The organism is Collinsella sp. AF05-9 (genome assembly GCF_003465595.1).
Lineage (GTDB): Bacteria > Actinomycetota > Coriobacteriia > Coriobacteriales > Coriobacteriaceae > Collinsella.
In genome coordinates, this window is the sequence record NZ_QSBB01000005.1 from 75,199 (window position 1) to 96,806 (window position 21,608).

Consider the following 21,608-nt stretch of genomic DNA (forward strand, 5'->3'; position numbering starts at 1 on the left):
ATCGCGGGCGACAGGAGATCCCATGGGTATGCACACGACAAAGGTTGCAGTGGGCGAGGGCAAGTTTGCGCTCGAGGCCCAGCTGACGGTGACACCGCGAGGCATGGCGGTGTACGCCTGCTCGCCGGAGTTCGCGCACCTGGGCGCCACGGCGCAGGCCATTCCGCGCCCCGAGCCCGGCCGCACGGCGACAGTGAGCATCCTGGCTGTTCCGTGCCATCGAGACGAAATTCCGGCGCACGATATCGCGGCGGCGCTGGCCACGCGCTTTGGCGTGCCGGTCGTTGCGAGCACGGGCTTTCATGTTGAACAGGCGAGCGGGGGCGACCTGCAGCGCGTGCTCGACACCACCAAGGAGCTCATCGCCGCGCTCGAGGAGGCCGCAGCCCGCATTCTGCGCGCCGGCTGGGATGAGGGCGGCGCGGGCGCCGAGGTCGTGGCGGTCAATGCCGCGACCGGCGAGACGCTTAGCCCCGTCGACCGCATCGATGCCCATGCCGGTGAGGGCATTCTGCATCAGGCATTTCTGACGCTTCTGGTCGAGGGCCAGGGCGAAGACGCACGCCTGCTGCTCTGTCGTCGCAGTCCGCTCAAACGCCTGTGGGGCGGGGTGCTGGCCGATAGCTGTGCCGGCCATCCGCTCCCCGGGGAGGACGTTGTCGCCGCGACGGCGCGCCGCATCAACGAAGAGCTCGGCATCACGCGCGCACCCGACCAGCTCAAACACCTCGGTCACGTGACCTACCGCGAGGACCACGGCGACGGCCGCTGCGAGTGCGAATGGTGCGAGGTCTACCTTGCCCATGTTGAGCCGGGCGAGCTGCATATCAACCAAGAGGAGATCTCGGAAGTGCGCCGCGTGGCCCCGTCCGAGCTTAAAGGCTACCTGCAGGGTCACCCCGAGCAGCTGGCCCCCTGGCTCCGCGAGGCTCTGGAGGTTCCCTCCATCCGCGCAGCCCTCGCTATGTGAAAAAAGACAGTCCCTTTGCCACATCCAAACCGTCACAACATTTGATGAAAATCTCGAAAACGAGGAAAAGCGTCGAATGTTGTGACGCTTTTTGTCCAGAGGATCGCTTCTCATCCAAAAATCCCGCTTGACTGTATTGCCACAACACAGCGCAACGTAAGGGGTGTCCGATAACGGGCGCCCCTTTTTAAGTGGCAACGTGGCCGCGAATCCGGAGCGCCCCCAACAAGAAAGGTGGGGAGATGGAAGCGGAAAAGAAGGCGTTTAAGATCACCAAGCGCGAAATTGGCTTTGTGCTGGGTATCGTTGTCTTTTTGCTGGTGAAGTTTCTTCCTTTGGCGGAGCTGAGCTCGACGGTCGAGCTTACGGTCGGCGGTCAGACCTGTCTGGCGTTGACGCTCGCCACGGTGGTGTTCTGGGCGTGTGGCGTGGCACAGCCGGGCTTTGTGGGCCTGCTCTATTGCGCGCTGCTCGTTCTGTTCAAGGTGTGCGTGGACGACACGGGTGCCGCGAGCATCTCGGCGACGGTCGCCTCCACGTTTAGCTCGTGGACCAAAGCCACCATGTGGCTCGTCATCGGCGCCTACCTCATCGCCAGCGCGGTCAAGGAGTCGGGCCTGGGCGAGCGCATCGCCTATGCGTTTATGCTCAAGTTCGTGCGCGATGCCAAGTCGCTCATCATCTCAATCTTCGCGCTCACCTTTGTGCTGTCGCTGCTGATCCCGCATCCGTTCCCCCGCGCCTTCCTCATCCTCGCCGTCGTCTCGGTCATCGCCGAGTCCGCCGGCTACGGTGACGACGACCGCGGCAAGCTCGGCTTCCTCGTGTTTGCCGCTGCCGCCCCGGGCTCCATGTTCTTCCTGACGGGCGACTCCACGCTCAACCCGCTCGTTGCGCAGTACAGCGCCGAGGCCGGCGGCATGAGCCCGTCCTTTGTCGACTGGTTCCTGTGCATGAGCGTGCCTATGCTGGTCGCGCTGCTGTGCACCCTGTTCCTGGGCCTCTTCCTCTTTAAGCCCAGCAAGGAGCTCGTCTACGATCGCGAGCAGATCGTGGCCAAGCAGGCCGCGCTCGGCAAGCTCTCCGTCAAGGAGATTCGCACCATCGTGTGGCTTGTCATCGCCATTGCGCTGTGGCTCACCGTCTCGGGCGATTACATCGGCTGGGTCACCCTGGCCATCGGCGTCTCTCTTGCCATGCCCATCATCGGCGAGGTCCTCACCCCCGCCAGCTGGAATGCCGTCGACATCAAGTCCCTCATGTTCCTGACGGCCGCCATGGCCGTGGGCTCCGTGGGCGGTGCCACCGGTATGAACGCCTGGATCGCCGATGTTGTGCTTCCCAGCTCCGTGCCCGAGAACATCTTCCTGTTCGCCCTGCTTGTCGCCGCGCTTTCCATGATCATCCACATGTTCATGGGCTCGGTCATGGCCGTGCTCGGCGTGTGCGTGCCGGCGTTCATCAGCTTTGCGGCCGGCTCCAGCGTGAGCCCGCTCGCCGTGGCGCTCATCGTCTTCACGTCCATCAACATCCACTACATCCTGCCGTTCCATAACCTGCCGATCCTTATCGGCGAGGGCAAGGACGCTGGCGGCTACACCTCCAAAGAGGCTATGCGCATGGGCATTCCCCTCACTGCGGTCGTCTTTATCGTCGTGCTGGTCGAGGCCGCCTGGTTCCACCTCTTTGGCCTGATGTAAGCAGTCGAGTGCTTGGCTGTAATTAGCCGAGTGCTTGAACTGCGAGTGCCCGAGCGCCCCATCTATGAGCGCTGCGGCCCCATTACGTTACCAAGCCGGCGGCACTCCCGCCGCCGGACACTCTCCCGAAAGGAGCACGCTATGTCCACTACCGATGCTTCCCAGATCCACGATCTGCGCTCCGCGCTCGACTTTTTGCGCGAGATGCCGGGCCAGCTGCTCGAGACCGACACCCAGGTCGACGCGGACGCCGAGGTCTCGGGCGTCTATCGTCGCGTCGGTGCCGGCGGCACCGTTATGCGTCCGACCAAAGAGGGCCCGGCGATGGTCTTCAACAACGTCAAGGGCTTTGACGATGCCAAGGTCTGCATCGGCATGCTTGCCAGCCGCAAGCGCGTTGCCGCCCTGCTCGACCTCGACGAGGAGCACCTGGGCCTCGAGATCGGCAAGCGCTTCGAGAACCTGATCGCGCCCGAGCAGATCGCCGAGGGTGCGCACGTCGACTGCCAAGAGGTCGTGTACAAGGCGACCGACGAGGGCTTTGACCTGCGCAAGATCGTTCCCGCTCCCACCAACACGCCCGTCGACGGCGGCCCCTACATCACCATGGGCCTCGCTTATGGCACGAGCCCCGACGGCTCCCAGTCCGACGTGACCATCCACCGCTTCTCCTGCGTCGACAAGGACAAGCTCGCCATGTGGATCACTCCGGGCAGCCGTCACCTTGGCGCGTTCTTTGACGAGTACTGCCAGCGCGGCGAAGACATGCCCATCTCCATCTCCATCGGTCTGGACCCCGCCGTGTACATGTGCTGTGGCTTCGAGGCGCCAACCACGCCGCTCGGCTTTAACGAGCTGCAGATCGCCGGCGCCCTGCGCGGCCACGCCGTCGAGCTTGCCGACTGCGTCACCGTTCCGCAGAAGTGCATCGCCAATGCCGAGTACGTGCTCGAGGGCTACCTCATGCACGACGAGACCATCAACGAGGACGTCAACGGCCACGGCTACGCCATGCCCGAGTTCCCCGGCTACACCGGCGGCGCCAAGGTCTGCCCGGTGATCAAGATCACCGCCGTCACCACGCGTGTCAACCCCATTATGGAGAGCTGCATCGGCCCTTCGCACGAGCACGTGTCCATGGCCGGTATCCCCACCGAGGCTTCCATCTACAAGATGGTCGAGACCGCTATCCCGGGCCGCCTGCTCAACGTCCACGCTGCACCCTGCGGCGGCGGCAAGTTCGTTGCCATCATGCAGTTTAAGAAGTCGAGCAAAAATGACGAGGGCCGTCAGCGCAACGCCGCCATGCTCGCCTTCTCGGCATTCTCCGAGCTCAAGCATGTGATCTTGGTTGACGAGGATGTCGACATCTTTGATATGAGCGACGTGATGTGGGCCATGACCACGCGCTTCCAGGCCGACGTCGACCTCATCACCATCCCCGGCTGCCACTGCCACGTGCTCGACCCGTCCAACGACCCTGCGTTCGACCCCACGATTCGCGAGCACGGCATCGCCTGCAAGGCCATCTTCGACTGCACGGTTCCGTTCGACCTCAAGAAGAATTTCATTCGCTCGCAGTTCATGGAGATCGACACAGACAAGTGGGCCAAGGAGATTGCTTTCTAAGGTTCCGGCGTTCTACCGAACGTCGGACCACTCGACGCTGCGCCCGCGCCTGGCGGGCAATCTGCCCCTCAACTGCGAAGGCATGGGCATAAGCCCTATGCCTTCTTGTTTCGGGGCACCTTGCCTCGCCAGACGCGCGCTCGCTGACATTGCCCGACCTATAGCTGCCATTTTGTTGTTAGGAGTTGTCATGCCTGAGTCTTCTGTCCGTCCCCGTCGCATTGTCGTTGGCGTGTCTGGCGCCAGCGGTGCCGCGCTGGGTCTTGAGTGCCTCAAATGCCTGCGTCAGGCCGGTGCCGAGTCGGCGCTTGTCGTCACGCGCGGGGGAGAGATCACCATCGAGCAGGAGCTCGGCATGACGCTCGACGAGTTTGCCGCGCACGCCGATGTGGTCTACGACAATAAAAATATCGGCGCCGCCATCGCAAGCGGCACCTATCCGGTCGATGGCATGATCGTGGCGCCCTGCTCCATGAAGACGCTTGCCGGCATCGCGAGTGGTTACAGCGAAAACCTGTTGCTGCGTGCGGCCGACGTGCAGATGAAAGAGCAACGCCGCCTGGTACTCATGGTGCGCGAGACGCCCTTCAGTGCGATCCATGTCGACAACATGGCGCGCCTGGCGCGCGTACCGGGCGTCATGCTCATGCCGCCCATGCTCACGTTTTACAACGGCCCCGCCACGCTCGACGACGCGGTGCATCACATCGCCGCCAAGGCGCTCGAGGCCGTCGGCGTGTCATGCGCAAACTATAAGCGCTGGTCATGGGCGTCTTTAGGGTAGGATACGAGTAGTGTTTGAGCCCGCTGCCCCTGTGGGCGGCGGGCTTTGTGCGCTAAAAGGATGTGTCGGGAGGACTTATGCAGACGGGCATGTATGCGATTAGCGAGATGGCGAGCTTGTTTAACGTTTCGCGCCAAACGCTCATCTACTACGACAAGATCGGCCTGTTTAAGCCCGCCGTGGTGAACGAAAAGGGCTACCGTTTCTATTCGCCTACGCAGATCCCGCTCATGCGTCTGATCTGCATGCTGCGCGACCTGGGGCTCGAACTCGACGAGATTGACCGCCTGACCTCGACGTTCGACATTGGCGAGATGACCGATCACCTGCGCTCGCGGGTGCAGGCGCTCGACAAGCAGATTGCCGGGCTCAAGGCTGAGCGCGCGAGCGTGCAGGAACGCCTGAGCTTTTACGACGAGGCAGTCTACTGGCGCGAGCGCGAGGGCAGTCCGGAACTCAAGCAATTCGAGCGCCGCTACGTGGTCTTTGAGGAGTTTCCGGGCGATATCGAGCGCGGTCGCTCGATGCTTCACCCCACGCTCATGCGGGCAATCCTGCGCATGCGCACGCTGACGGGCACGCGCCCCATGCGCGGTTGGGGCGCCATGCTGCGTCGCGAGGCGCTGCATTCCGACGATCCCATCGCCGGTGCCGGCTCCTTTGCCGTACTGCCGCGCGGTGCCGAGGAGCTGCTGCCGAGCGACGCTGCCGAGCTGGCAGAGATCGGCATCGAAGTGCTGCCCGAGGGCACATACCTGTGCATGAGCCGCTGGGGCATGCCGTACGAGCCCGAAGGCATCCGCGCCATCGTGGCCTGCATGGACGAGCACGCGCTCCAGCCCATCGGCAACGCCTTCGACTTTTGCTACCTCGATACCACGAGCTACGACGAGTCCCACCAAGAGGACTTCTGCTGCATCCAAATCCCTGTTACCCTCCAGATGTGACAAGGGGACTGCTCCTTCGTCGCATTCGTGGTGTGGCTGCTGCCTAAACCGTCACAACATTCGATGAAAATCTCGAAAACGAGGAAAAGCGTCGAATGTTGTGACGCTTTTCCTGTCTGTGCCGGCGAGCTCCCGTGCCATCTGGGGGTATAAGGCTGGCAAGTGTTTATTTGCGAGGCTTAAGGGGCGCCCCGTATGGATATCGATAACTTTGAATGGTGGTATAGCGAGGGCGAGGCTCCGGACGAGGAGTGGGACGAGCCCGCGCCGCGTGACGTGTCGAGCGACGAGGACGAGGCCGGCAACGATGCTGCTGTCGAGCCTGACGCCGCCTCCGATGCCGCCGAGCCCCTGACCTTTGAGCAGGCTTGGGCCCAAGCCGAGGCCGATGAAGCTAAGGCCGATGCCACGGCCACACTCGGTGAGCCGGCGGACATGTCCATCTCGCCGGCCAAGATCCCGCAGCCGCGCCATAACATCGACCCCGGCAGTACGGCATCCTTCAGCATTCTCGACGTGCCCTCGCAGGGTGCCCAAGCACCCGCGCCCACACGTCGCCCCGACCTGGCTCGCGAGGAGGACGCGGGCCGTCGCTCTCCGCTCGGCCCCATCCTCATCGCCTTCATGGCCGGCGTTATCGCATGCTCGGTAATTGGAAACGTCTGGAGCCATGTTGAACAACAACGAAAAGACGCCGCCAAGGTCGAGATGTCCGTCGAACAATCGCTCAGCCGCACGCGCTCGGTGCATGTATCGGTCGAGGTCAAGGACGGCGCGACGTGGGACACCGCGCGCGGCGACAGCCAGATGCTCGTCCATATCGTGGGTCGCACGCTCAAGGGGCAAGCGATCGACGAGTACCAATACGTCAATTCCGAAGGTGACGGCATCGAGCTCAAGCCCGGCGACTACGAGCTCACGGTCGATGAGCCGCCCGTCGCCACCGACGGCACGCGTTACCGTGCCTCAAAGCGCATGGTTCCGGTGAGTTTTAATTCACAGGCGCCCGATACGGTCGATAGCACGCCGCAGGGCGGGTTTGACCTTTACGCTATTGCTCAATAACTGCACCTGTCGCTCAACCCCGCCGCCAAGAGTGGGACAATAGCCCTCGACACCGTTGTTTACTATTGGAGGAAGTAGCATGTCCACCGTCACTACCATCAAGCGCGGCGGCCTCACCGCGGCCATCGATTCCATGGGCGCCCAGCTCACGAGCCTTGCCCTCAACGGCAACGAGTATCTGTGGCAGGGCGACCCGGCCTTTTGGGGCAAGCATGCGCCTATCCTGTTCCCCATCGTGGGATCGCTGCGCAACAACATGGCGACATCTGCGGCCGGCACCTGCGAGATGCCGCGCCATGGACTCGCTCGCATCGTCGAGCACAAGTTGGTCGAGGTTTCGGAGGACGGCTCCTCGGTAACGTACGAGATCACTGACACGCCCGAGTCGCTCAAGGCGTTCCCGTTCCACTTTAAGCTCAACATGACCTATGCCCTGACCGGCGACGCCACGCTCACGCAGACCTTTGCCGTCACCAACACCGGCGACGTGGCCCTGCCGTTCTCGGTGGGCGGTCATCCTGCATTCAACGTGCCCGCCCCCGGTGCCGAAGACGAGGCGTTCGAGGATTACGAGCTGGCGTTTACCGAGGCTTGGACTAACGAGGCCCCCATCATCACGCCCGACGGTCTTATGACGTTCGAGGGCAGCTACAAGGCTCCCGATAACTCGGACGTGCTGCTCATCACGCACCGCAGCTTCGATAACGATGCCATCATGTTCACCGATGTCCCGGGTTCCACGCTCACGCTGCGCGGCCGCAAGTCGGGCCACGGCGTCAAGATCGACTTTGAGGGCTTTAAGTACATCGGCGTGTGGTCTGCCGCCAACGACGCCCCGTTTGTGGCGCTCGAGCCCTGGACCGGTCATACCACCATGGACACCGAGGACGACGTCTTTGAGCACAAGGTCAACACCATTACCTTGGCACCGGGTGAGACGGACGTTCGCAGCTTTAGCGTTACCCTGCTCTAGAGGTTCCGCCGTTCTAACGAACGACGGACCGGTCGACGCTGCGCGCCACCCAGAGCGACAATTTGGCATGAAAAAGGCAAGGCATGACCAGAAGGTCTATGCCTTGCCTTTTTCATGCCAAGTGGTACATGGGGACAGGTTACTTTGTGCCAATCGTCCTCGTGTGTCTATTAATTTTTCGCGCACATGCCGCGCTGCTGGTTGTTGACGTATATCCTGTCTTATTGTCAGCAAAACGACATAGGGAAGGCATCAGATGCAACCTCGACTACAGCGCGACGCGCAGGCCCAGCCGGTGTGCAGTCGTCGCATCTTCTTGGGTAGCGCCCTCGCTGCGAGCGCAACCGTTGTCGCCGGCGCGCTTGCCGGCTGCCAGCGTCCGTCCACACTCAAGGTGGTCCAGCCCACGACGGGCGGCGGTCGCGATGACCTGTCCGATTCCGTTATCGGCAAGGATAAGATCCGCATCGGCATGGAGGCGGCCTACGCCCCGTACAACTGGCAGGTTTCCGAGGCCAGCGAGTTCACGATCCCCATCGACAACGTGCAGGGCGCCTATGCCGATGGCTACGACGTGCAGATCGCCAAGATCGTCTGCAAGGCTCTCGGCGGCGAGCCCGTTGCCGTCAAGCAGAGCTTCTCGGGCCTTATCGACTCGCTCAACAACGGCCAGATTGACCTCATCATCGCCGGCATGAGCGCCACGCCCGAGCGCGAGGAGTCGGTCGGCTTCTCCGACCCGTACTTCATTGGCTACTTTGGCCTGTTCGTAAAAGAGGGCTCGCCCTACCAGAACGCCACCAAGCTCAGCGACTTCAGTGGTGCCACGGTACTCGGCCAAAAGGACACCATGCTCGACACCGTCATCGACGAGATCCCGGGCGTCGTCCACAAGAACCCGGTCGATTCGGTTCCCACGGTGTTCTCGAACCTGCTGCAGGGCACGTGCGATGCCGTGACCTACAACACCGAGAACGAGAAGGGCTATATGGCCCAAAATCCGGGCATTGTCCCTATTCATTTTGCCGAGGGCGAGGGCTTTAAGCAGGAGGTCGCGGCAAACGTCGGCTGCCGCAAGGGCTCGGACAAGCTGCTTAAGCTCATCGACAAGACACTCAAGGGCATTAGCCAAGAGGAGCGCGACCAAATGTGGGACGCGTGCCTCGATCGTCAGCCGGCATAGGGAGGCAGCATGAAAACCATCAATCGTCTGGCCTCCTTTACCAAGGCCGACCACCGCTATGTGTACCTGGGCACGAGCGTTATCGCGGCGCTCGGCCTGGTGTTTAGCCAGCGCAACCCCACGCCGCTGAGCTTCTTGGCGCCTACGGGCGTGTTCCAAGACTGCCTCTGGGCAATCCTTTGGGCCTGGCTCGTCGTGTCGGCGGCGGCGCTCGTCACCAAACTCATGCACTGGAATGACTATCGCGAAACGTCGCCGTTTGCTTCCGAGCGCTTTCGTCGCGGCGCGCGCCTGGGCAGCTATGTCGTGGTCGCCATTGCGGCGATCTTCTTTATCGACCGTTGCGTCATGTCGTTTATCGACCTGGTGCAGGTGAGCATTGTCTCGGATTCCAACCCCAGCGACTTTTTGTCGAGCCTGGTCTACATGACCTACAAGAGTGGCGACTTCTTTATCCGCGGTATCGAGATCACCATCGCGCTTGCGACCTTCGGTACCGTCATCGCATTCTTCCTGGCGCTGCTCTTTGTGTTCCTGCGTATTCAGACCTTTGACCGCGTGGACAACGACCTGGTGCGCTTCTTTAAGAGTATCGGCCGCGGCTTTGCGACCATCTACTCCACCATCGTGCGCGGCACGCCCATGATGGTCCAGGGCCTGCTCATCTATTACGCGGGCTTTACCGTTTTGCGCGGCATGGGCTTCGAGACCGCTCAGGCCAACCAGATCTGGAGTACCTTCACCGCCGGCCTCGTCACCATCTCGCTCAACTCCACCGCCTACATGATGGAGGTCCTGCGCGGCGGCATCGAGTCCATCGATCCCGGCCAGGCCGAGGCAGCGCGCTCGCTGGGCCTGTCGCAGTGGCAGGCCATGCGCAAAGTCGTGTTCCCCCAAGGCATTAAAAACGCGATTCCGGCGCTCACCAACGAGCTCATCATCAACATTAAGGACTCGTCGGTGCTCTCGGTCATCGGCGTGTTCGACCTTATGTACGCTACTACCACGGTCGCCGGCGTGTACTACCGCCAGATGGAGGTCTACTGCGTGGCGCTCGTGGTCTACCTGATCCTGACACTCGTGGCGAGCCGCCTGCTCGAAGCCTTTGGCAAAAAGCTGGGCGCCGAGGCCCCTGCCACGCTGCCCAGCTCCAACTAGGCGCAAGACGAGGAGAATCATCATGGCAGATACCGCCACTACCGGCACTGCGGCAGCCGTGCAAAACCAAGAGCCGCTTATCCGCGTCGAGGGCCTGCGCAAGAGCTTTGGCTCACTCGAGGTACTCAAGGGCATCGACCTGTCCGTCAATTCCGGTGAGGTTGTCACCATCATCGGCGCCTCGGGCTCGGGCAAATCGACCTTCCTGCGCTGCCTCAACCTGCTCGAGACCCCGGACGCGGGCCACATCTGGTTCCACGGCCAGGACCTCACGGCCGAGCGCTGCAATATCAATAAACTGCGCGAGGACATCGGCATGGTGTTCCAGGGCTTCAACCTGTTCAACAACATGGACGTGCTCGACAACTGCACGCTCGCGCCCGTCACGCTCAAAAAGATGAGCAAGGCCGAGGCCGAGAAGGTCGCGATGGAGCATCTGACGAGCGTGGGACTCGAAAAGTTCGCGCACGCCGCCGTTGGTCGCCTGTCCGGTGGTCAAAAACAGCGCGTGGCCATCGCTCGTGCCCTATGTATGAATCCGCAGATCATGCTGTTCGACGAGCCGACCTCCGCGCTCGACCCCGAGATCGTGGGCGAGGTGCTCGAGGTCATGCGCAAGCTCGCCGCCGACGGCATGACCATGGTCGTCGTCACGCACGAGATGGCCTTTGCCCGCACGGTGTCCGACCGCGTGGTCTTTATGGACAAGGGCGTGGTGCTCGAGGATGCCGCGCCGGCCGAGCTCTTCGGCAACCCCAAACACCAGCGCACTCGTGAGTTCCTCTCTCGCTATCTCGAGGACAAATAACCGACCGCAAACGCTTACGTTGCAGGGCCGCTCCCGTGGGGCGGCCTTTGTCGTCACAATCGAAAGGATGTCATGGCCGAGGTTTGGCGCTTCTTTGCGCATGAGGACGATTTTGCCGATATAGACGAGGCCGGCGCGTGCGAGCGCTTGGGCCGCGTGCTGTCGTTTCCGACCATTTCGAGCATGGATGCCGAGGCGGTGGATTGGCAGCCCTTCGATGACCTGCGCGCCTATATGCAGCAGGCCTGGCCGCGCGTGTTTGCGGCGGGCGAGGTCGAGCTTATCGATCATTCGCTATTGGTGACGCTTGCCGGCAGCGATCCGGCTCTCAAGCCCGTTATGCTCATGGGTCACATGGACGTGGTCCCCGTGGTGCCCGGCACCGAGGCTGACTGGACGCACGCTCCCTTTAGCGGACATGTGGACGACACCTACATTTGGGGTCGCGGCGCCATCGACATGAAAGACCAGGTCGCGGGCATTCTCGAGGCGGTTGAGTATGCGTTGGCGCACGGTTGGGAGCACAAGCGTTCGCTGCTGCTGGCTTTTGGCCAGGACGAGGAAACCACGCAGTACGGCGCGGGGGCGATCGGTCGCGTGCTCGAGGAGCGCGGTATTGAACTTGAATACCTGATCGACGAGGGTGACTACCGTATCGTTTCGGCTGCCGAGTACGGCGCGGGCGAGGGCTGGCTTATGCATGCCGACCTTGCCGAGAAGGGCTACGCCGATATTGTGCTCAAGACGAAGAGCGAGGGCGGGCATTCGTCCAACCCCTACGGCGGCACATCGCTCGAGGTACTGAGCCGCGCTATCGCCGCAATCTGCGATATCGAGTGGCCGACGCGCATGGCCGATCTGCTTGCCGCACAGCTTGTCGAGCTGGGGCTCTACTCGGCCGACGAGATTGCCTCCAACAAGGACACCATCGTGTGCGAGTGCCTCGCCAGCAAAAAACTCTACCCGCTCGTGACCACTACCTGCGCGCCCACGCAGATCGAGGGCGGCAGCGCTGGCGCTAACGTGATGCCACAGGATATGTGGGCCAACATTAACTTTCGCATGCTCGAGGGCACGAGCGTGGCCGACGTTGTGGCGCGCTGCCGTGAGGCGGTTGCCGGGGCGGACCTTGCCGGTCGTGTCGAAGTGGAGCTGGGCCCCGGCAGCTCCGAGCCCTCGCCGTCCCCGCGCATCGGTGGTCCCGGCCTCGAGGCGGTTCGCTCCATCGCCGCCCGCTATTTCCGCGATCCAAAGGGGACGGAGGAAAACGGATCATCCGAGCCGTTGGCGATTGTCCCCTCGACCGTGATCGGCGCGACCGACGCTGCCAACTACCAGCACATTTGCTCCGAATGCATTCGTTTTTCGGCGTTTGTGGTCGACGATGACGAGTGCGACCGCGGCGTCCACGGCACCAACGAGCGCATCACCCGCCGCGCCTACCTCCAGGGTGTTCGCTTCCTCATCGCCCTGCTTCAAACGCTCTAGAATGTGACAAAGCGACAGTCTCTTTGTTAGCCGTTGGGGACGCTCTTAAACGACTAGCCGTTAAGGAACGTCCCCAACGGCTACGTCCACTCATTCCGTGCGGGTTATATGCAGGTTTGCCTGCGCACGCTATCATGTATGGGTTAGACCGCAACTATGTACCCCATACGCGAAGGGATGCGCATGTATCTGAAGATCGACATGTTCTAGCCGGGCTTACCCCCGCAGTGGCGCCGTGCGCCCCATCAGCTCTGCCGATTTTCACCTTCACGCATATAAAGGAGTCCCGCCATGCGCGACAAGCTCGAAAAGATTATCAAGGCCTACGAGGAGCTCGAGAAGAAGCTTTCCGACCCGGCCGTCGCCTCCGATATCAAGGAGTTCACGCGTCTCAACAAGGAGTACGCGCACCAGTCCGACCTCATCGCCGCCTCGCGCGAGTACATCGGCGCGCTCGATGACATCGAGGCTGCCAAGGAAATGCTCCACGATACTACCGATGCCGATGAGAAGGAGATGCTCCAGATGGACATCTCCGAAAACGAGGCCAAGCTTCCCCAGCTCGAGGAAGACATTAAGTACATGCTCATCCCGAGCGACCCCAACGACGACAAGAACACCATCGTCGAGATTCGCTCCGCCGCCGGTGGCGACGAGGCGGCCATCTTCGCCGGCGACCTGTACAAGATGTATCAGCGCTTCTGCGAGTCGCGCGGCTGGAAGACCACCGTGCTCGACTCCAGCCCCAGCGAGGCCGGCGGCTTTAAGTCCATTGAGTTCAAGGTCGAGGGCGACCGCGTCTACTCCGTCATGAAGTTCGAGTCCGGCGTGCACCGCGTCCAGCGCGTTCCCAAGACCGAGTCCCAGGGCCGTATCCAGACCTCCACGGCAACTGTCGCCGTGCTTCCCGAGGCCGAGGAGATCGACGTCCAGATCAACCAGTCCGACCTGCGCATCGACACCTACTGCGCCTCCGGCCCTGGCGGTCAGTGCGTTAACACCACTTATTCCGCCGTGCGCATCACCCACCTTCCCACCAACACCGTGGTGCAGTCGCAGGAACAGCGCTCCCAGATCCAGAACCGCGAGGTCTGCATGCAGATGCTGCGCGCCCGCCTGTACGAGATGGAGCTCGAGAAGCAGCAGGCGGAGCTCGGTGCCGAGCGCCAGAGCCAGATCGGCCACGGCAACCGTTCCGAGAAGATCCGTACCTACAACCAGCCCCAGGACCGCGTGACCGATCACCGCATCGGCTTCAACTCCACCTACAACGGCGTCCTCCTGGGCGACCAGCTCGGCACCGTCATCGAGGCGCTCGCCGCCGCCGAGCGAGCCGAGAAGCTGGCTCAGGCTGTCTAGTGGGTTACGGCGTTTTACCAAACGCCGTAACAGCTCGACGCTGCAAACGCCCCTAAGCGGCAATCTGACGTTCAATCGTCGGTCGCGTACAAAAGTACGCTTCCCTCCTCTTTCACGTCACCTTGCTCGCTTAGGGGCGTTTTCGCTGACGTATGCTCAACCTGTGGCGGGGCACTCATTGGGGACAGACTTAAATGAGTAGTCGTTGGGGACGTTCTTAAACGACTAGTCGAATAAGAACGTCCCCAATGACTAGGTTGGGTAAATTACTAATTGAATTTATTTAATCTGCTTTGTTGGAAATTAAGCTATTTACCTGCTTAAGGTAATTGACGGCATAAGTCCGCTATCGAAAATATTGCTCAAAATATCGTTCAAGAAGTCGCGGGGCGATTTTTGATGCGTCGCGCGTCAAGCGATGTGGCAAGTTCTTGGTTAGATATTGGTCAGTTTTGGGGCAACCTTGCCAAAAGCTTGACGGATGCAGATTTAGACGTCGACGAATGAACACTCTAGGCAGGCTCCAAGCAAAATTCTGGGCTGATTCTCGATAATCGCCTTCAATCGCCCCTTGCCAAGCGCTGGCCTCGCTTACAATCTGCTCCGACATTCGCGCGCCGTCCGGCGCTTAAGAGGGGAGGGCCCCATGGCAAACGAGATCTGGACCATCAAGCGTTGTCTCGAGTGGACCAAGGAGTACCTGGCCGAGCGCGGCGAGGAGCACCCCCGTCTTTCTGCCGAGTGGCTGCTGTGCGCCGCCACGGGCCTGGCGCGCATTGACCTATATATGCGTATGGACGAGACGCTTAACGCGGCCCAGCTCGAGACCATGCATGCGGCCGTTGTCCGCCGCGCTAAGGGCGAGCCGCTGCAATACATCACGGGCAGCACGCAGTTTCGCATGATCGACGTCGCGTGCGCCCCCGGTGTGCTCATTCCGCGCCCCGAGACCGAGATGCTCGTCGAGGAAGTCCTCAATTATCTGGATGCCGAGGTACTGAGCCCCGAGGCCGCTGCCCGTCAGCGTGTTGAGCTGCCTTGGAACGATGAGGTCGAGGAGGCACGCAAGGCCGAGGCCGCATTGGCCGACGAGCGAGCGACGGCCGAGCGCCGTGCCGCCAACCTCACAGCTGCCGACGAGGCGGCGCTAGGCGGCGATGTGCTGGGCAGTCGCGCTTATGCCGAGGAACTGGCCGATCGCGAGGCCGAGGAAGCCGCCGCGCAGGCGGCAGAAGCAGAGGCCATGGAAACCCCCGAGCCCGAGCTCGACGAATACGGCATCGCCATTGAGGGTGCCGACCAGGAGACGGTTTCAGCTCAGGATGCCGCTGCGCCTGCCCCAGCCGAGCCCCGCACTGCTCGCGTTCTCGAGGTCGGCTGCGGCACGGGCTGCATCTCGCTCTCTCTTGCTTGGGAGCGCCGCGGCCACGTTACCTGCACCGCTACCGATATTGAGCCGCGTGCTATCGATCTGGCCACCAAAAACCGCGACGCGCTCGGCCTCACGGCAGATGAGGTTGCCTTCAGCCTCACCAACCTGGTGAGCTCCATTCCCCACGACGAGTGGGGCACCTTCGACGTGCTCGTCTCCAACCCGCCTTACATCCCGACCGACGTTATGCGCTCGCTGCCGCACGAGGTCAAGGACTTCGAGCCCGATTTGGCGCTCGAGGGCGGTGCCGATGGCCTGGATATCTTCCGCCGCCTGCTCAATGCGGCGCCCTATATGCTGCGCGCCGGCGGCCTGTTTGCCTGCGAGCTCTACGAGGGTGCCCTCGACGCTGCCGCCGAGCTCTGCCGCCAGGCGGGTCTATCGGATGTGCGCATCGTCCGCGACCTCACCGATCGCCCCCGCATCGTTCGAGCCGTCGTCACCGAGCCCAAGCAACGCCAGTAATATTTATTAACTGGTTAGCAAAAATTATAAAGTAGTTTATAATTAGGACGGCTGAAAGAGGTCGGCCCATGCAACCTCCTACCTTTCGGGAAATCATTGCCCTACTCAAGCACGATGGATTCGTGAAGGTCGCGCAAGTCGGTAGTCATGCTAAGTATGTTTCTGGTGACCGCGTTGTCACCGTGAACGGCTCTGGTGGTGATCGACCAAAGAAGGGCACGTGGGCAAGTATTCGTCGCCAAGCTGGATGGTAGTTGGAGGCAAAATGAGGCAGCGATTTACCTATGACTGCGTTCTCATAAAAGAAGACGATGGTTACTGCGCTAGCTTCCCGCAGATTCCCGGCGCCTTTGCCGATGGCGATACGCGCGAAGAAGCGATTGCCCATGCCACCGAGGCACTGATGGCGTTTTTGGCCGACGACCTCAACAACGGTTTGACTCCGGCAGGGTACGAACGCTCGGCCGAGGTCGTGGCCCTTTCAGTCGAAATCGACCACGAGGACGCTCGGGAAGCGGCGTGCCGAACATTTAAAGACGCAGCGCTGGACCTCAAAGTCTCCGCTCCGCGGATTACCGCGCTGGTCAAAGCCGGAAAGCTCGATGTTGAACTCGTCGACGGCCGTCGGATGATAACGATAGACAGTATCGAGCGTTACGCCGCCCAAGAACGTCACGCCGGCAGGCCAAAGAAGTTCGTCGCAGTCCAATAACCCCCTCACTTTCACCGACTACTAGAGCCGCTCACCAAACCAACATGCGCTCTGGGCAAATAGGTTGAACGTTTCGTGCGAGAATGCCCCACAGTAAACAAACTTGCACCAGAACGTAAGGGGCTGGCATACACATGCAGACGGTCTATCGGGTATACGAGGGAACGCGCGAGCCGCATCGGCTTGCCGTCGAGCGCACGGCCGAGGTGCTCGGCCGCGGCGGCCTGGCTTTGATCCCGACCGAGACCGTCTACGGTGTCGCCGTGGCAGTCAACGCCTTCTCGGACGCCGTGCCCCAAGATACAAGCGAATTCCCATCGTGGCCGCGCGATCCGCAGGCTGCCGTCAATGGCGCCGCAGTTCCTGCGCTCGGCACCGGCTATCGCCGTATCTTCACTCTCAAGCAACGTGAACTCACGCAAACCGTCGCTTGGCTGGTCGATGGCGTCGAAGCACTCGACCGCTATGGCGTGGATATCCCGGAAGATGCCCGCATACTCGCGCGACGATGCTGGCCGGGAGCCCTGACTATCGTGGTCAAGGCAGCCCCCTGCGTGCCGACCTTTATGCGCGCTGCCGACGACACGGTGGCACTTCGCGCTTCGGCCTCGCCCGTGGTGCAGGCGCTCATTCGCGCCTGTGGCAGCCCCCTTGCCTGCACCAGCGCCAACACGCATGGCGCGCCCGCGCCGGCAAGTTTTATCACGGTGGAGGGTCGCATCCTGGAGGGGGTCGATGTTGCCGTCGACGCCGGTGAGACCCCGTGTCGCGACGCCTCGACCATCGTGTCGTTTCAGCACGGCGGGCTCCAGATCCTGCGCCAAGGCGCACTTCCCGCATCAGAGATCGAACGGGTCCTGTCCGACCCGATGCAATAGAAAGGTATAAGCGATGTCGTTGAATCTGGGCAGCCTGGGCATGGAAGATGCCTCGTTTGACTTTGGCGGTTCCTACATCATGGCGCTCGACTGCGGCACCACCTCGGTACTTGCGACCATCGTCGACGAGTACGGATGCATCGTCGCGCAGGCACGTCGCAGCGTCAAAACCAGCTTCCCGCGTCCCGGCTGGGTGGAGCAAGACCCCATGGCGGTCCTTGCTAGCCAGATCGCCGTCATGATGGAAGTCCAGTTTAAGAGCGGTATCCACTCCGACCGCATTGCCGCCATCGGCATCTCCAACCAGCGCGAGACCACGGTGGTCTGGGACCGCGTGAGCGGTCAGCCGATCTATAACGCCATCGTATGGCAGTGCCGCCGTACCGCGCCGGCAATCGACGCGTTGGTTGAACAGGGTTGCGAGGAGCTGGTGCGCTCCCGCACGGGACTCACGCTCGACCCGTATTTCTCGGCCTCCAAGGTGCAGTGGATTCTCGACAACGTCGACGGCGCACGCGAGAGCGCGGCGGCGGGCGACCTCATGTTTGGCACCATCGACACCTGGCTCATCTACAACCTCACCGGCGGCCAGGTCTTTGCCACCGACTACACCAATGCCAGCCGCACGGCACTCTTTAATATCCATACGCTCGATTGGGACGACGACCTGCTGGCACTCTTTGACGTTCCACGTTCCATGATGCCCGAGGTTCGCTGGAGCTCGGGCGACTACGGCCGCGTCGCGAGCGACATCATGACCAACATGCCGCCCATCATGGGTGTGGCGGGCGACCAGCAGGCATCGCTGTTCGGCCACTGCTGTTTCCGTCCCGGTCAGACCAAAAACACCTATGGCACGGGCTGCTTTATGCTCATGAACACCGGCGACGAGATCGTCGAATCCAAGAATGGCCTGGTCTCCACCATCGGTATCGCTGCGGACGGCAAAGTCAGCTATGCGCTCGAGGGCTCTATTTTTGCCGCCGGCTCAACGATGAACTGGCTTCGCAACAACATGGGCATCATCTCGAGCGTGAGCGAGTCGGCACAACTCGCCGCTTCGATTAGCGACAACGAGGGCTGCTACTTCGTTCCCGCCTTTGCGGGTTTGGGTGCTCCCTGGTGGGACCCGCATGCCCGCGGTATCGTGTGCGGTCTGACCGGCGCCTCGAGCCGTGCGACCATCGTACGTGCCGCCTGCGAATCCATGGCATATCAGAGCTACGACGTGTTGCGCGCCATGGAGCAGGACGTGGGGCTTTCGATTGAGCGCCTGTCTGTCGATGGCGGTGCCTCGCGCAACGAGTTCATCATGCAATTCCAGGCCGACCTGCTGGATATCCCCGTGCTGCAATGCGAGACGGTGGAGACCACGGCAATCGGTGCCGCGTACTTGGCGGGTCTTGCCGTCGGCTATTGGGAAGACCTAGAAGAGCTGGAGCAAAATGCCCAGATCGTTAGGACCTTCCTTCCCCACATGTCCGCCGAGCGCCGCGAACAAAACCTTGCGGGCTGGCGTGATGCAGTCAGGCGCTCGCTCAGTACCGCACAGTAGGGCTGCGATGGGCTGCTCGATACAACAAACCGCTAAACTAATGCATGGCGTGCGGCGGCAACATTGCTGCGCGCCTTGTCAGCAAGGCCGTATTGCGGCCGCAACGAAAGGGGCAATCAACCCATGACCGTCACCTACGATACGTCCCGTGTGACGCTTGTCGATCACCCGCTCGTCCAGCACAAGCTGTCGATCCTGCGCGACAAAAACACCGGCACCAACCAGTTCCGCCAGCTCGTGCGCGAACTCGCGCTTTTTGACGGCTACGAGGCCATGCGCGACCTGCCTATGGAAGACGTCGAGGTCGAGACCCCCATCACTACCGCCACGTTCAAACAGCTCGCCGGCAAGAAACTCGCCATCGTGCCCATCCTGCGTGCGGGCCTTGGAATGGTCGACGGCATTCTCGACTTGGTGCCCTCCGCTCGCGTGGGCCACATCGGCATGGAGCGCGACGAGGTCACCCACGAGCCGCACGAGTATTACTGCAAGATGCCCAAGGATATCGACCAGCGCATCTGCCTGGTTGTCGACCCCATGCTCGCCACGGGCGGTTCGGCCGAGATGGCCATCAGCTACCTGCGCGAGCGCGGTGTCAAGGACATCCGCATGCTGTGCATCGTCGCGGCCCCCGAGGGCCTCAAGTCGCTGACTGAGAAGGATTCTGATGTGCATATCTATACCTGCGCCATCGACGACCATCTCAACGAGGCTGCCTACATCGTTCCCGGCCTGGGCGACGCCGGCGACCGTATCTACGGCACGCTCTAGTCGCTGGACTAAGACGACCGCGGCTGCAAATACGAAGAAACGGTGCGCGCGGACGAACAGAAGGCGACCGCGCGCACTCCTGTTAACGGACGTTTTGCCCTGCAGGGTTCGAGAAAAACGTATTACCGTACCTGCGGCATAAAGAAGGTCTTAAGAAAACGAACAGGTGCGTATTAACCGATGCTTTTTCGGTTGTACTTTAGCGATTGGCTCGTACAATAGTCACCAATGTTTGGCGGGAACTGTTCTGTGAAGCGTTAAAAAGGGAAAGTGAGGACGCCAGTGTTTCAGATAGCCGATTTGCTCGCTATCGTTGCAGGTGCCATCGCGGGCGCGATCGCCTTCCTTCCCTTTGTCTTTACGCTCAAGCCGGTTCTTGACGATAGACAGAATGCGGACATGCTCAAGGGTATGGTGAGTCTGGCGGTCTCGGCAATCGCCCTGCTCGTCTTTACCTTGGTTGTGTTTGTGTTGTTCGGAGAGGCATTTCGCATGTTCCTCCTGGGCGAGGCGATCGGCTTCGTGGCCTTTATGGCCGCCTGCACGGTTCGCGTCGCCAAGGCGCTGCGAGATCCTCATGAGGTCGAAAGGTAAGTCGTGGAAATTTTTGAAAAGCTGCCTGATGAGATTAATCATCTGGTCAGCGAGTTCAGCTCCACCCCTGTCGTGGGCGATCTGAGCTGCGGCATCACGCAGTACTCGTTTTGGCTGATCGTCTCCACGATCGTGCTCCTGATCGTCCTGGCCGTGTTCAAGAAGAAGCAGACCCTGGTTCCCAAGGGCTTCTTCGTCAACGGTTTCGAGTACATCATCGAGTACGTCGAGAACGATATCGGCAAGGGCGTCGTGGGTGAGAACTGGAAGAAGCACTTCCCGTTCCTGTGCTCGCTTTTCCTGTTCATCCTGATCAATAACATGATCGGCCTGATCCCGGGAATGAAGCCCGGCACCGGCGCAATCGGCTCCACCGCCGCGCTCGCCATCTTCGCCTTCGTGTACTTCATCTACTACGGATGCAAGGCTCACGGCGTGATCGGCTACATCAAGAGCCTCGCCCCGCAGGGCGTGAGCTTCCCGATGAACGTGCTCGTGTGGGTCGTCGAGCTCTTTTCGACCTTCCTGCGCCTCATCACGCTCGCCGTCCGTCTGTTCTGCAACATGTTCGCAGGACACGTGGTCATGGGTTCGTTCGCCATCATGGCGAGCATGTTCATGCAGCCGCTGCTTCAGCAGGTTTCCGCGGCGCACGCCGTCGGCGCCCTGCCTTCGCTGGCCTGGCTTGCCATCCTCATCCTGATCTATGCGATCGAGCTTGTGGTCGGCGCCATCCAGGCTTACGTCTTCACGGTCCTTACCGCCGTGTATGTCTCCGAGGCAGAGGAGGTTGCGGAGGAGGAGTAGGCTTCCGTTCGCGTCTTCAAGGTAAGGCAATTCGTTAAACCGCCGGTGCCCGTACCCATGGAGCCCGGCAGTTATAAAAAGGTTATCCTGCGTGAAATAAGACACGCACGACAAAGGAGGAATCGTGGGAGTTATCGGTTACGGTCTCGGTGTTATCGGCGCTGGTCTTGCTATCGGCCTGTCTGCTCTGGGTGCTACGGGTGCTATGGCCCGTCAGCCTGAGGTCCAGGGCCGCGTGTTCACCGTCTTCATCATGGGCTCCGCCTTCGGCGAGGCTCTGGCTCTGATCGGCTTCGTTGTCGCGCTGATCGTTAAATAGCACGGAGCGTC

General features: G+C 61.4%; 21 protein-coding genes. All 21 read left to right on the forward strand.

The genetic code is table 11. From position 1 onward, the window contains the following. Positions 1 to 22: 22 nt before the first annotated feature. The 21 genes from DWV43_RS02920 to DWV43_RS03020 all read left to right on the forward strand — a co-directional run bounded on the left by DWV43_RS02920 (position 23) and on the right by DWV43_RS03020 (position 21,597). Positions 23 to 970, forward strand: coding sequence for an isopentenyl-diphosphate delta-isomerase (locus DWV43_RS02920; protein ID WP_158568702.1), 948 nt, complete (start codon positions 23 to 25; stop codon positions 968 to 970). 242 nt (positions 971 to 1,212) lie between these two features. Beyond that, a complete protein-coding gene (locus tag DWV43_RS02925) occupies positions 1,213 to 2,670 on the forward strand; it encodes an SLC13 family permease (protein WP_199569341.1) in 1,458 nt (485 codons plus the stop codon). A gap of 141 nt (positions 2,671 to 2,811) precedes the next feature. Further along, positions 2,812 to 4,299, forward strand: coding sequence for a UbiD family decarboxylase (locus tag DWV43_RS02930; protein ID WP_117648415.1), 1,488 nt, complete (start codon positions 2,812 to 2,814; stop codon positions 4,297 to 4,299). 190 nt (positions 4,300 to 4,489) lie between these two features. Beyond that, the gene (locus tag DWV43_RS02935) at positions 4,490 to 5,083 is read left to right on the forward strand and encodes a UbiX family flavin prenyltransferase (RefSeq protein ID WP_117817038.1); all 594 of its coding nucleotides are present in this window, start codon (positions 4,490 to 4,492) and stop codon (positions 5,081 to 5,083) included. A 77-nt stretch (positions 5,084 to 5,160) separates the two neighbouring features. Beyond that, on the forward strand, positions 5,161 to 6,030 hold the full coding sequence (locus DWV43_RS02940) for a MerR family transcriptional regulator (protein WP_117817039.1): 870 nt from the start codon (positions 5,161 to 5,163) through the stop codon (positions 6,028 to 6,030). Positions 6,031 to 6,225: 195 nt separating this feature from the next. Beyond that, a complete protein-coding gene (locus DWV43_RS02945; RefSeq protein WP_055252426.1) occupies positions 6,226 to 7,095 on the forward strand; it encodes a hypothetical protein in 870 nt (289 codons plus the stop codon). A 79-nt stretch (positions 7,096 to 7,174) separates the two neighbouring features. Next, positions 7,175 to 8,068 (forward strand): aldose 1-epimerase family protein, encoded by an 894-nt coding sequence (locus tag DWV43_RS02950; protein WP_117786764.1) that lies wholly within the window; start codon positions 7,175 to 7,177, stop codon positions 8,066 to 8,068. Between the two features lie 256 nt (positions 8,069 to 8,324). Then, positions 8,325 to 9,251, forward strand: coding sequence for a transporter substrate-binding domain-containing protein (locus DWV43_RS02955; RefSeq protein ID WP_117817040.1), 927 nt, complete (start codon positions 8,325 to 8,327; stop codon positions 9,249 to 9,251). 9 nt (positions 9,252 to 9,260) lie between these two features. Further along, entirely contained in the window at positions 9,261 to 10,409 is a 1,149-nt protein-coding gene (locus DWV43_RS02960) for an amino acid ABC transporter permease (protein ID WP_117817041.1), read from the forward strand. A 22-nt stretch (positions 10,410 to 10,431) separates the two neighbouring features. Then, positions 10,432 to 11,217: an amino acid ABC transporter ATP-binding protein gene (locus DWV43_RS02965; protein WP_089573110.1), complete on the forward strand. Its 786-nt coding sequence runs from the start codon at positions 10,432 to 10,434 to the stop codon at positions 11,215 to 11,217. Positions 11,218 to 11,289: 72 nt separating this feature from the next. Continuing rightward, positions 11,290 to 12,705, forward strand: a complete 1,416-nt coding sequence (locus tag DWV43_RS02970) for a M20/M25/M40 family metallo-hydrolase (protein ID WP_117817042.1) — start codon at positions 11,290 to 11,292, stop codon at positions 12,703 to 12,705. Positions 12,706 to 12,996: 291 nt separating this feature from the next. Continuing rightward, entirely contained in the window at positions 12,997 to 14,064 is a 1,068-nt protein-coding gene (gene prfA / locus DWV43_RS02975) for a peptide chain release factor 1 (RefSeq protein WP_055252487.1), read from the forward strand. Positions 14,065 to 14,710: 646 nt separating this feature from the next. Further along, a complete protein-coding gene (locus DWV43_RS02980) occupies positions 14,711 to 15,961 on the forward strand; it encodes a HemK/PrmC family methyltransferase (protein ID WP_117817043.1) in 1,251 nt (416 codons plus the stop codon). Between the two features lie 68 nt (positions 15,962 to 16,029). Continuing rightward, the gene (locus tag DWV43_RS10540; protein ID WP_089573106.1) at positions 16,030 to 16,215 is read left to right on the forward strand and encodes a type II toxin-antitoxin system HicA family toxin; all 186 of its coding nucleotides are present in this window, start codon (positions 16,030 to 16,032) and stop codon (positions 16,213 to 16,215) included. Continuing rightward, on the forward strand, positions 16,182 to 16,673 hold the full coding sequence (locus DWV43_RS02990; protein WP_128620077.1) for a type II toxin-antitoxin system HicB family antitoxin: 492 nt from the start codon (positions 16,182 to 16,184) through the stop codon (positions 16,671 to 16,673). Before DWV43_RS10540 ends, DWV43_RS02990 begins: the two co-directional genes overlap by 34 nt. A gap of 134 nt (positions 16,674 to 16,807) precedes the next feature. Further along, positions 16,808 to 17,551 (forward strand): L-threonylcarbamoyladenylate synthase, encoded by a 744-nt coding sequence (locus tag DWV43_RS02995; RefSeq protein WP_117817044.1) that lies wholly within the window; start codon positions 16,808 to 16,810, stop codon positions 17,549 to 17,551. Positions 17,552 to 17,564: 13 nt separating this feature from the next. Next, positions 17,565 to 19,106 carry a glycerol kinase GlpK gene (gene glpK / locus DWV43_RS03000; protein ID WP_117817045.1) on the forward strand — a complete coding sequence of 514 codons (1,542 nt, stop codon included), beginning with the start codon at positions 17,565 to 17,567 and terminating at the stop codon, positions 19,104 to 19,106. 123 nt (positions 19,107 to 19,229) lie between these two features. Further along, positions 19,230 to 19,877 carry a uracil phosphoribosyltransferase gene (upp, locus tag DWV43_RS03005; protein WP_117716379.1) on the forward strand — a complete coding sequence of 216 codons (648 nt, stop codon included), beginning with the start codon at positions 19,230 to 19,232 and terminating at the stop codon, positions 19,875 to 19,877. A 282-nt stretch (positions 19,878 to 20,159) separates the two neighbouring features. Beyond that, complete coding sequence (locus DWV43_RS03010) at positions 20,160 to 20,471, forward strand: hypothetical protein (RefSeq protein ID WP_117637669.1); 312 nt, start codon at positions 20,160 to 20,162, stop codon at positions 20,469 to 20,471. A gap of 3 nt (positions 20,472 to 20,474) precedes the next feature. Next, positions 20,475 to 21,278 carry a F0F1 ATP synthase subunit A gene (atpB, locus tag DWV43_RS03015; RefSeq protein ID WP_022094263.1) on the forward strand — a complete coding sequence of 268 codons (804 nt, stop codon included), beginning with the start codon at positions 20,475 to 20,477 and terminating at the stop codon, positions 21,276 to 21,278. A gap of 124 nt (positions 21,279 to 21,402) precedes the next feature. Continuing rightward, the gene (locus tag DWV43_RS03020; RefSeq protein ID WP_022094262.1) at positions 21,403 to 21,597 is read left to right on the forward strand and encodes an ATP synthase subunit C; all 195 of its coding nucleotides are present in this window, start codon (positions 21,403 to 21,405) and stop codon (positions 21,595 to 21,597) included. Positions 21,598 to 21,608 lie beyond the last annotated feature (11 nt).

What these genes read in the sequence shown, in the direction of transcription:
- DWV43_RS02920 (WP_158568702.1), top strand. Translation starts at nt 23, where the DNA reads ATGGGTATGCACACGACAAAGGTTGCAGTGGGCGAGGGCAAGTTTGCG.
- DWV43_RS02925 (WP_199569341.1), top strand. Translation starts at nt 1,213, where the DNA reads ATGGAAGCGGAAAAGAAGGCGTTTAAGATCACCAAGCGCGAAATTGGC.
- DWV43_RS02930 (WP_117648415.1), top strand. Translation starts at nt 2,812, where the DNA reads ATGTCCACTACCGATGCTTCCCAGATCCACGATCTGCGCTCCGCGCTC.
- DWV43_RS02935 (WP_117817038.1), top strand. Translation starts at nt 4,490, where the DNA reads ATGCCTGAGTCTTCTGTCCGTCCCCGTCGCATTGTCGTTGGCGTGTCT.
- DWV43_RS02940 (WP_117817039.1), top strand. Translation starts at nt 5,161, where the DNA reads ATGCAGACGGGCATGTATGCGATTAGCGAGATGGCGAGCTTGTTTAAC.
- DWV43_RS02945 (WP_055252426.1), top strand. Translation starts at nt 6,226, where the DNA reads ATGGATATCGATAACTTTGAATGGTGGTATAGCGAGGGCGAGGCTCCG.
- DWV43_RS02950 (WP_117786764.1), top strand. Translation starts at nt 7,175, where the DNA reads ATGTCCACCGTCACTACCATCAAGCGCGGCGGCCTCACCGCGGCCATC.
- DWV43_RS02955 (WP_117817040.1), top strand. Translation starts at nt 8,325, where the DNA reads ATGCAACCTCGACTACAGCGCGACGCGCAGGCCCAGCCGGTGTGCAGT.
- DWV43_RS02960 (WP_117817041.1), top strand. Translation starts at nt 9,261, where the DNA reads ATGAAAACCATCAATCGTCTGGCCTCCTTTACCAAGGCCGACCACCGC.
- DWV43_RS02965 (WP_089573110.1), top strand. Translation starts at nt 10,432, where the DNA reads ATGGCAGATACCGCCACTACCGGCACTGCGGCAGCCGTGCAAAACCAA.
- DWV43_RS02970 (WP_117817042.1), top strand. Translation starts at nt 11,290, where the DNA reads ATGGCCGAGGTTTGGCGCTTCTTTGCGCATGAGGACGATTTTGCCGAT.
- prfA (WP_055252487.1), top strand. Translation starts at nt 12,997, where the DNA reads ATGCGCGACAAGCTCGAAAAGATTATCAAGGCCTACGAGGAGCTCGAG.
- DWV43_RS02980 (WP_117817043.1), top strand. Translation starts at nt 14,711, where the DNA reads ATGGCAAACGAGATCTGGACCATCAAGCGTTGTCTCGAGTGGACCAAG.
- DWV43_RS10540 (WP_089573106.1), top strand. Translation starts at nt 16,030, where the DNA reads ATGCAACCTCCTACCTTTCGGGAAATCATTGCCCTACTCAAGCACGAT.
- DWV43_RS02995 (WP_117817044.1), top strand. Translation starts at nt 16,808, where the DNA reads ATGCAGACGGTCTATCGGGTATACGAGGGAACGCGCGAGCCGCATCGG.
- glpK (WP_117817045.1), top strand. Translation starts at nt 17,565, where the DNA reads ATGTCGTTGAATCTGGGCAGCCTGGGCATGGAAGATGCCTCGTTTGAC.
- upp (WP_117716379.1), top strand. Translation starts at nt 19,230, where the DNA reads ATGACCGTCACCTACGATACGTCCCGTGTGACGCTTGTCGATCACCCG.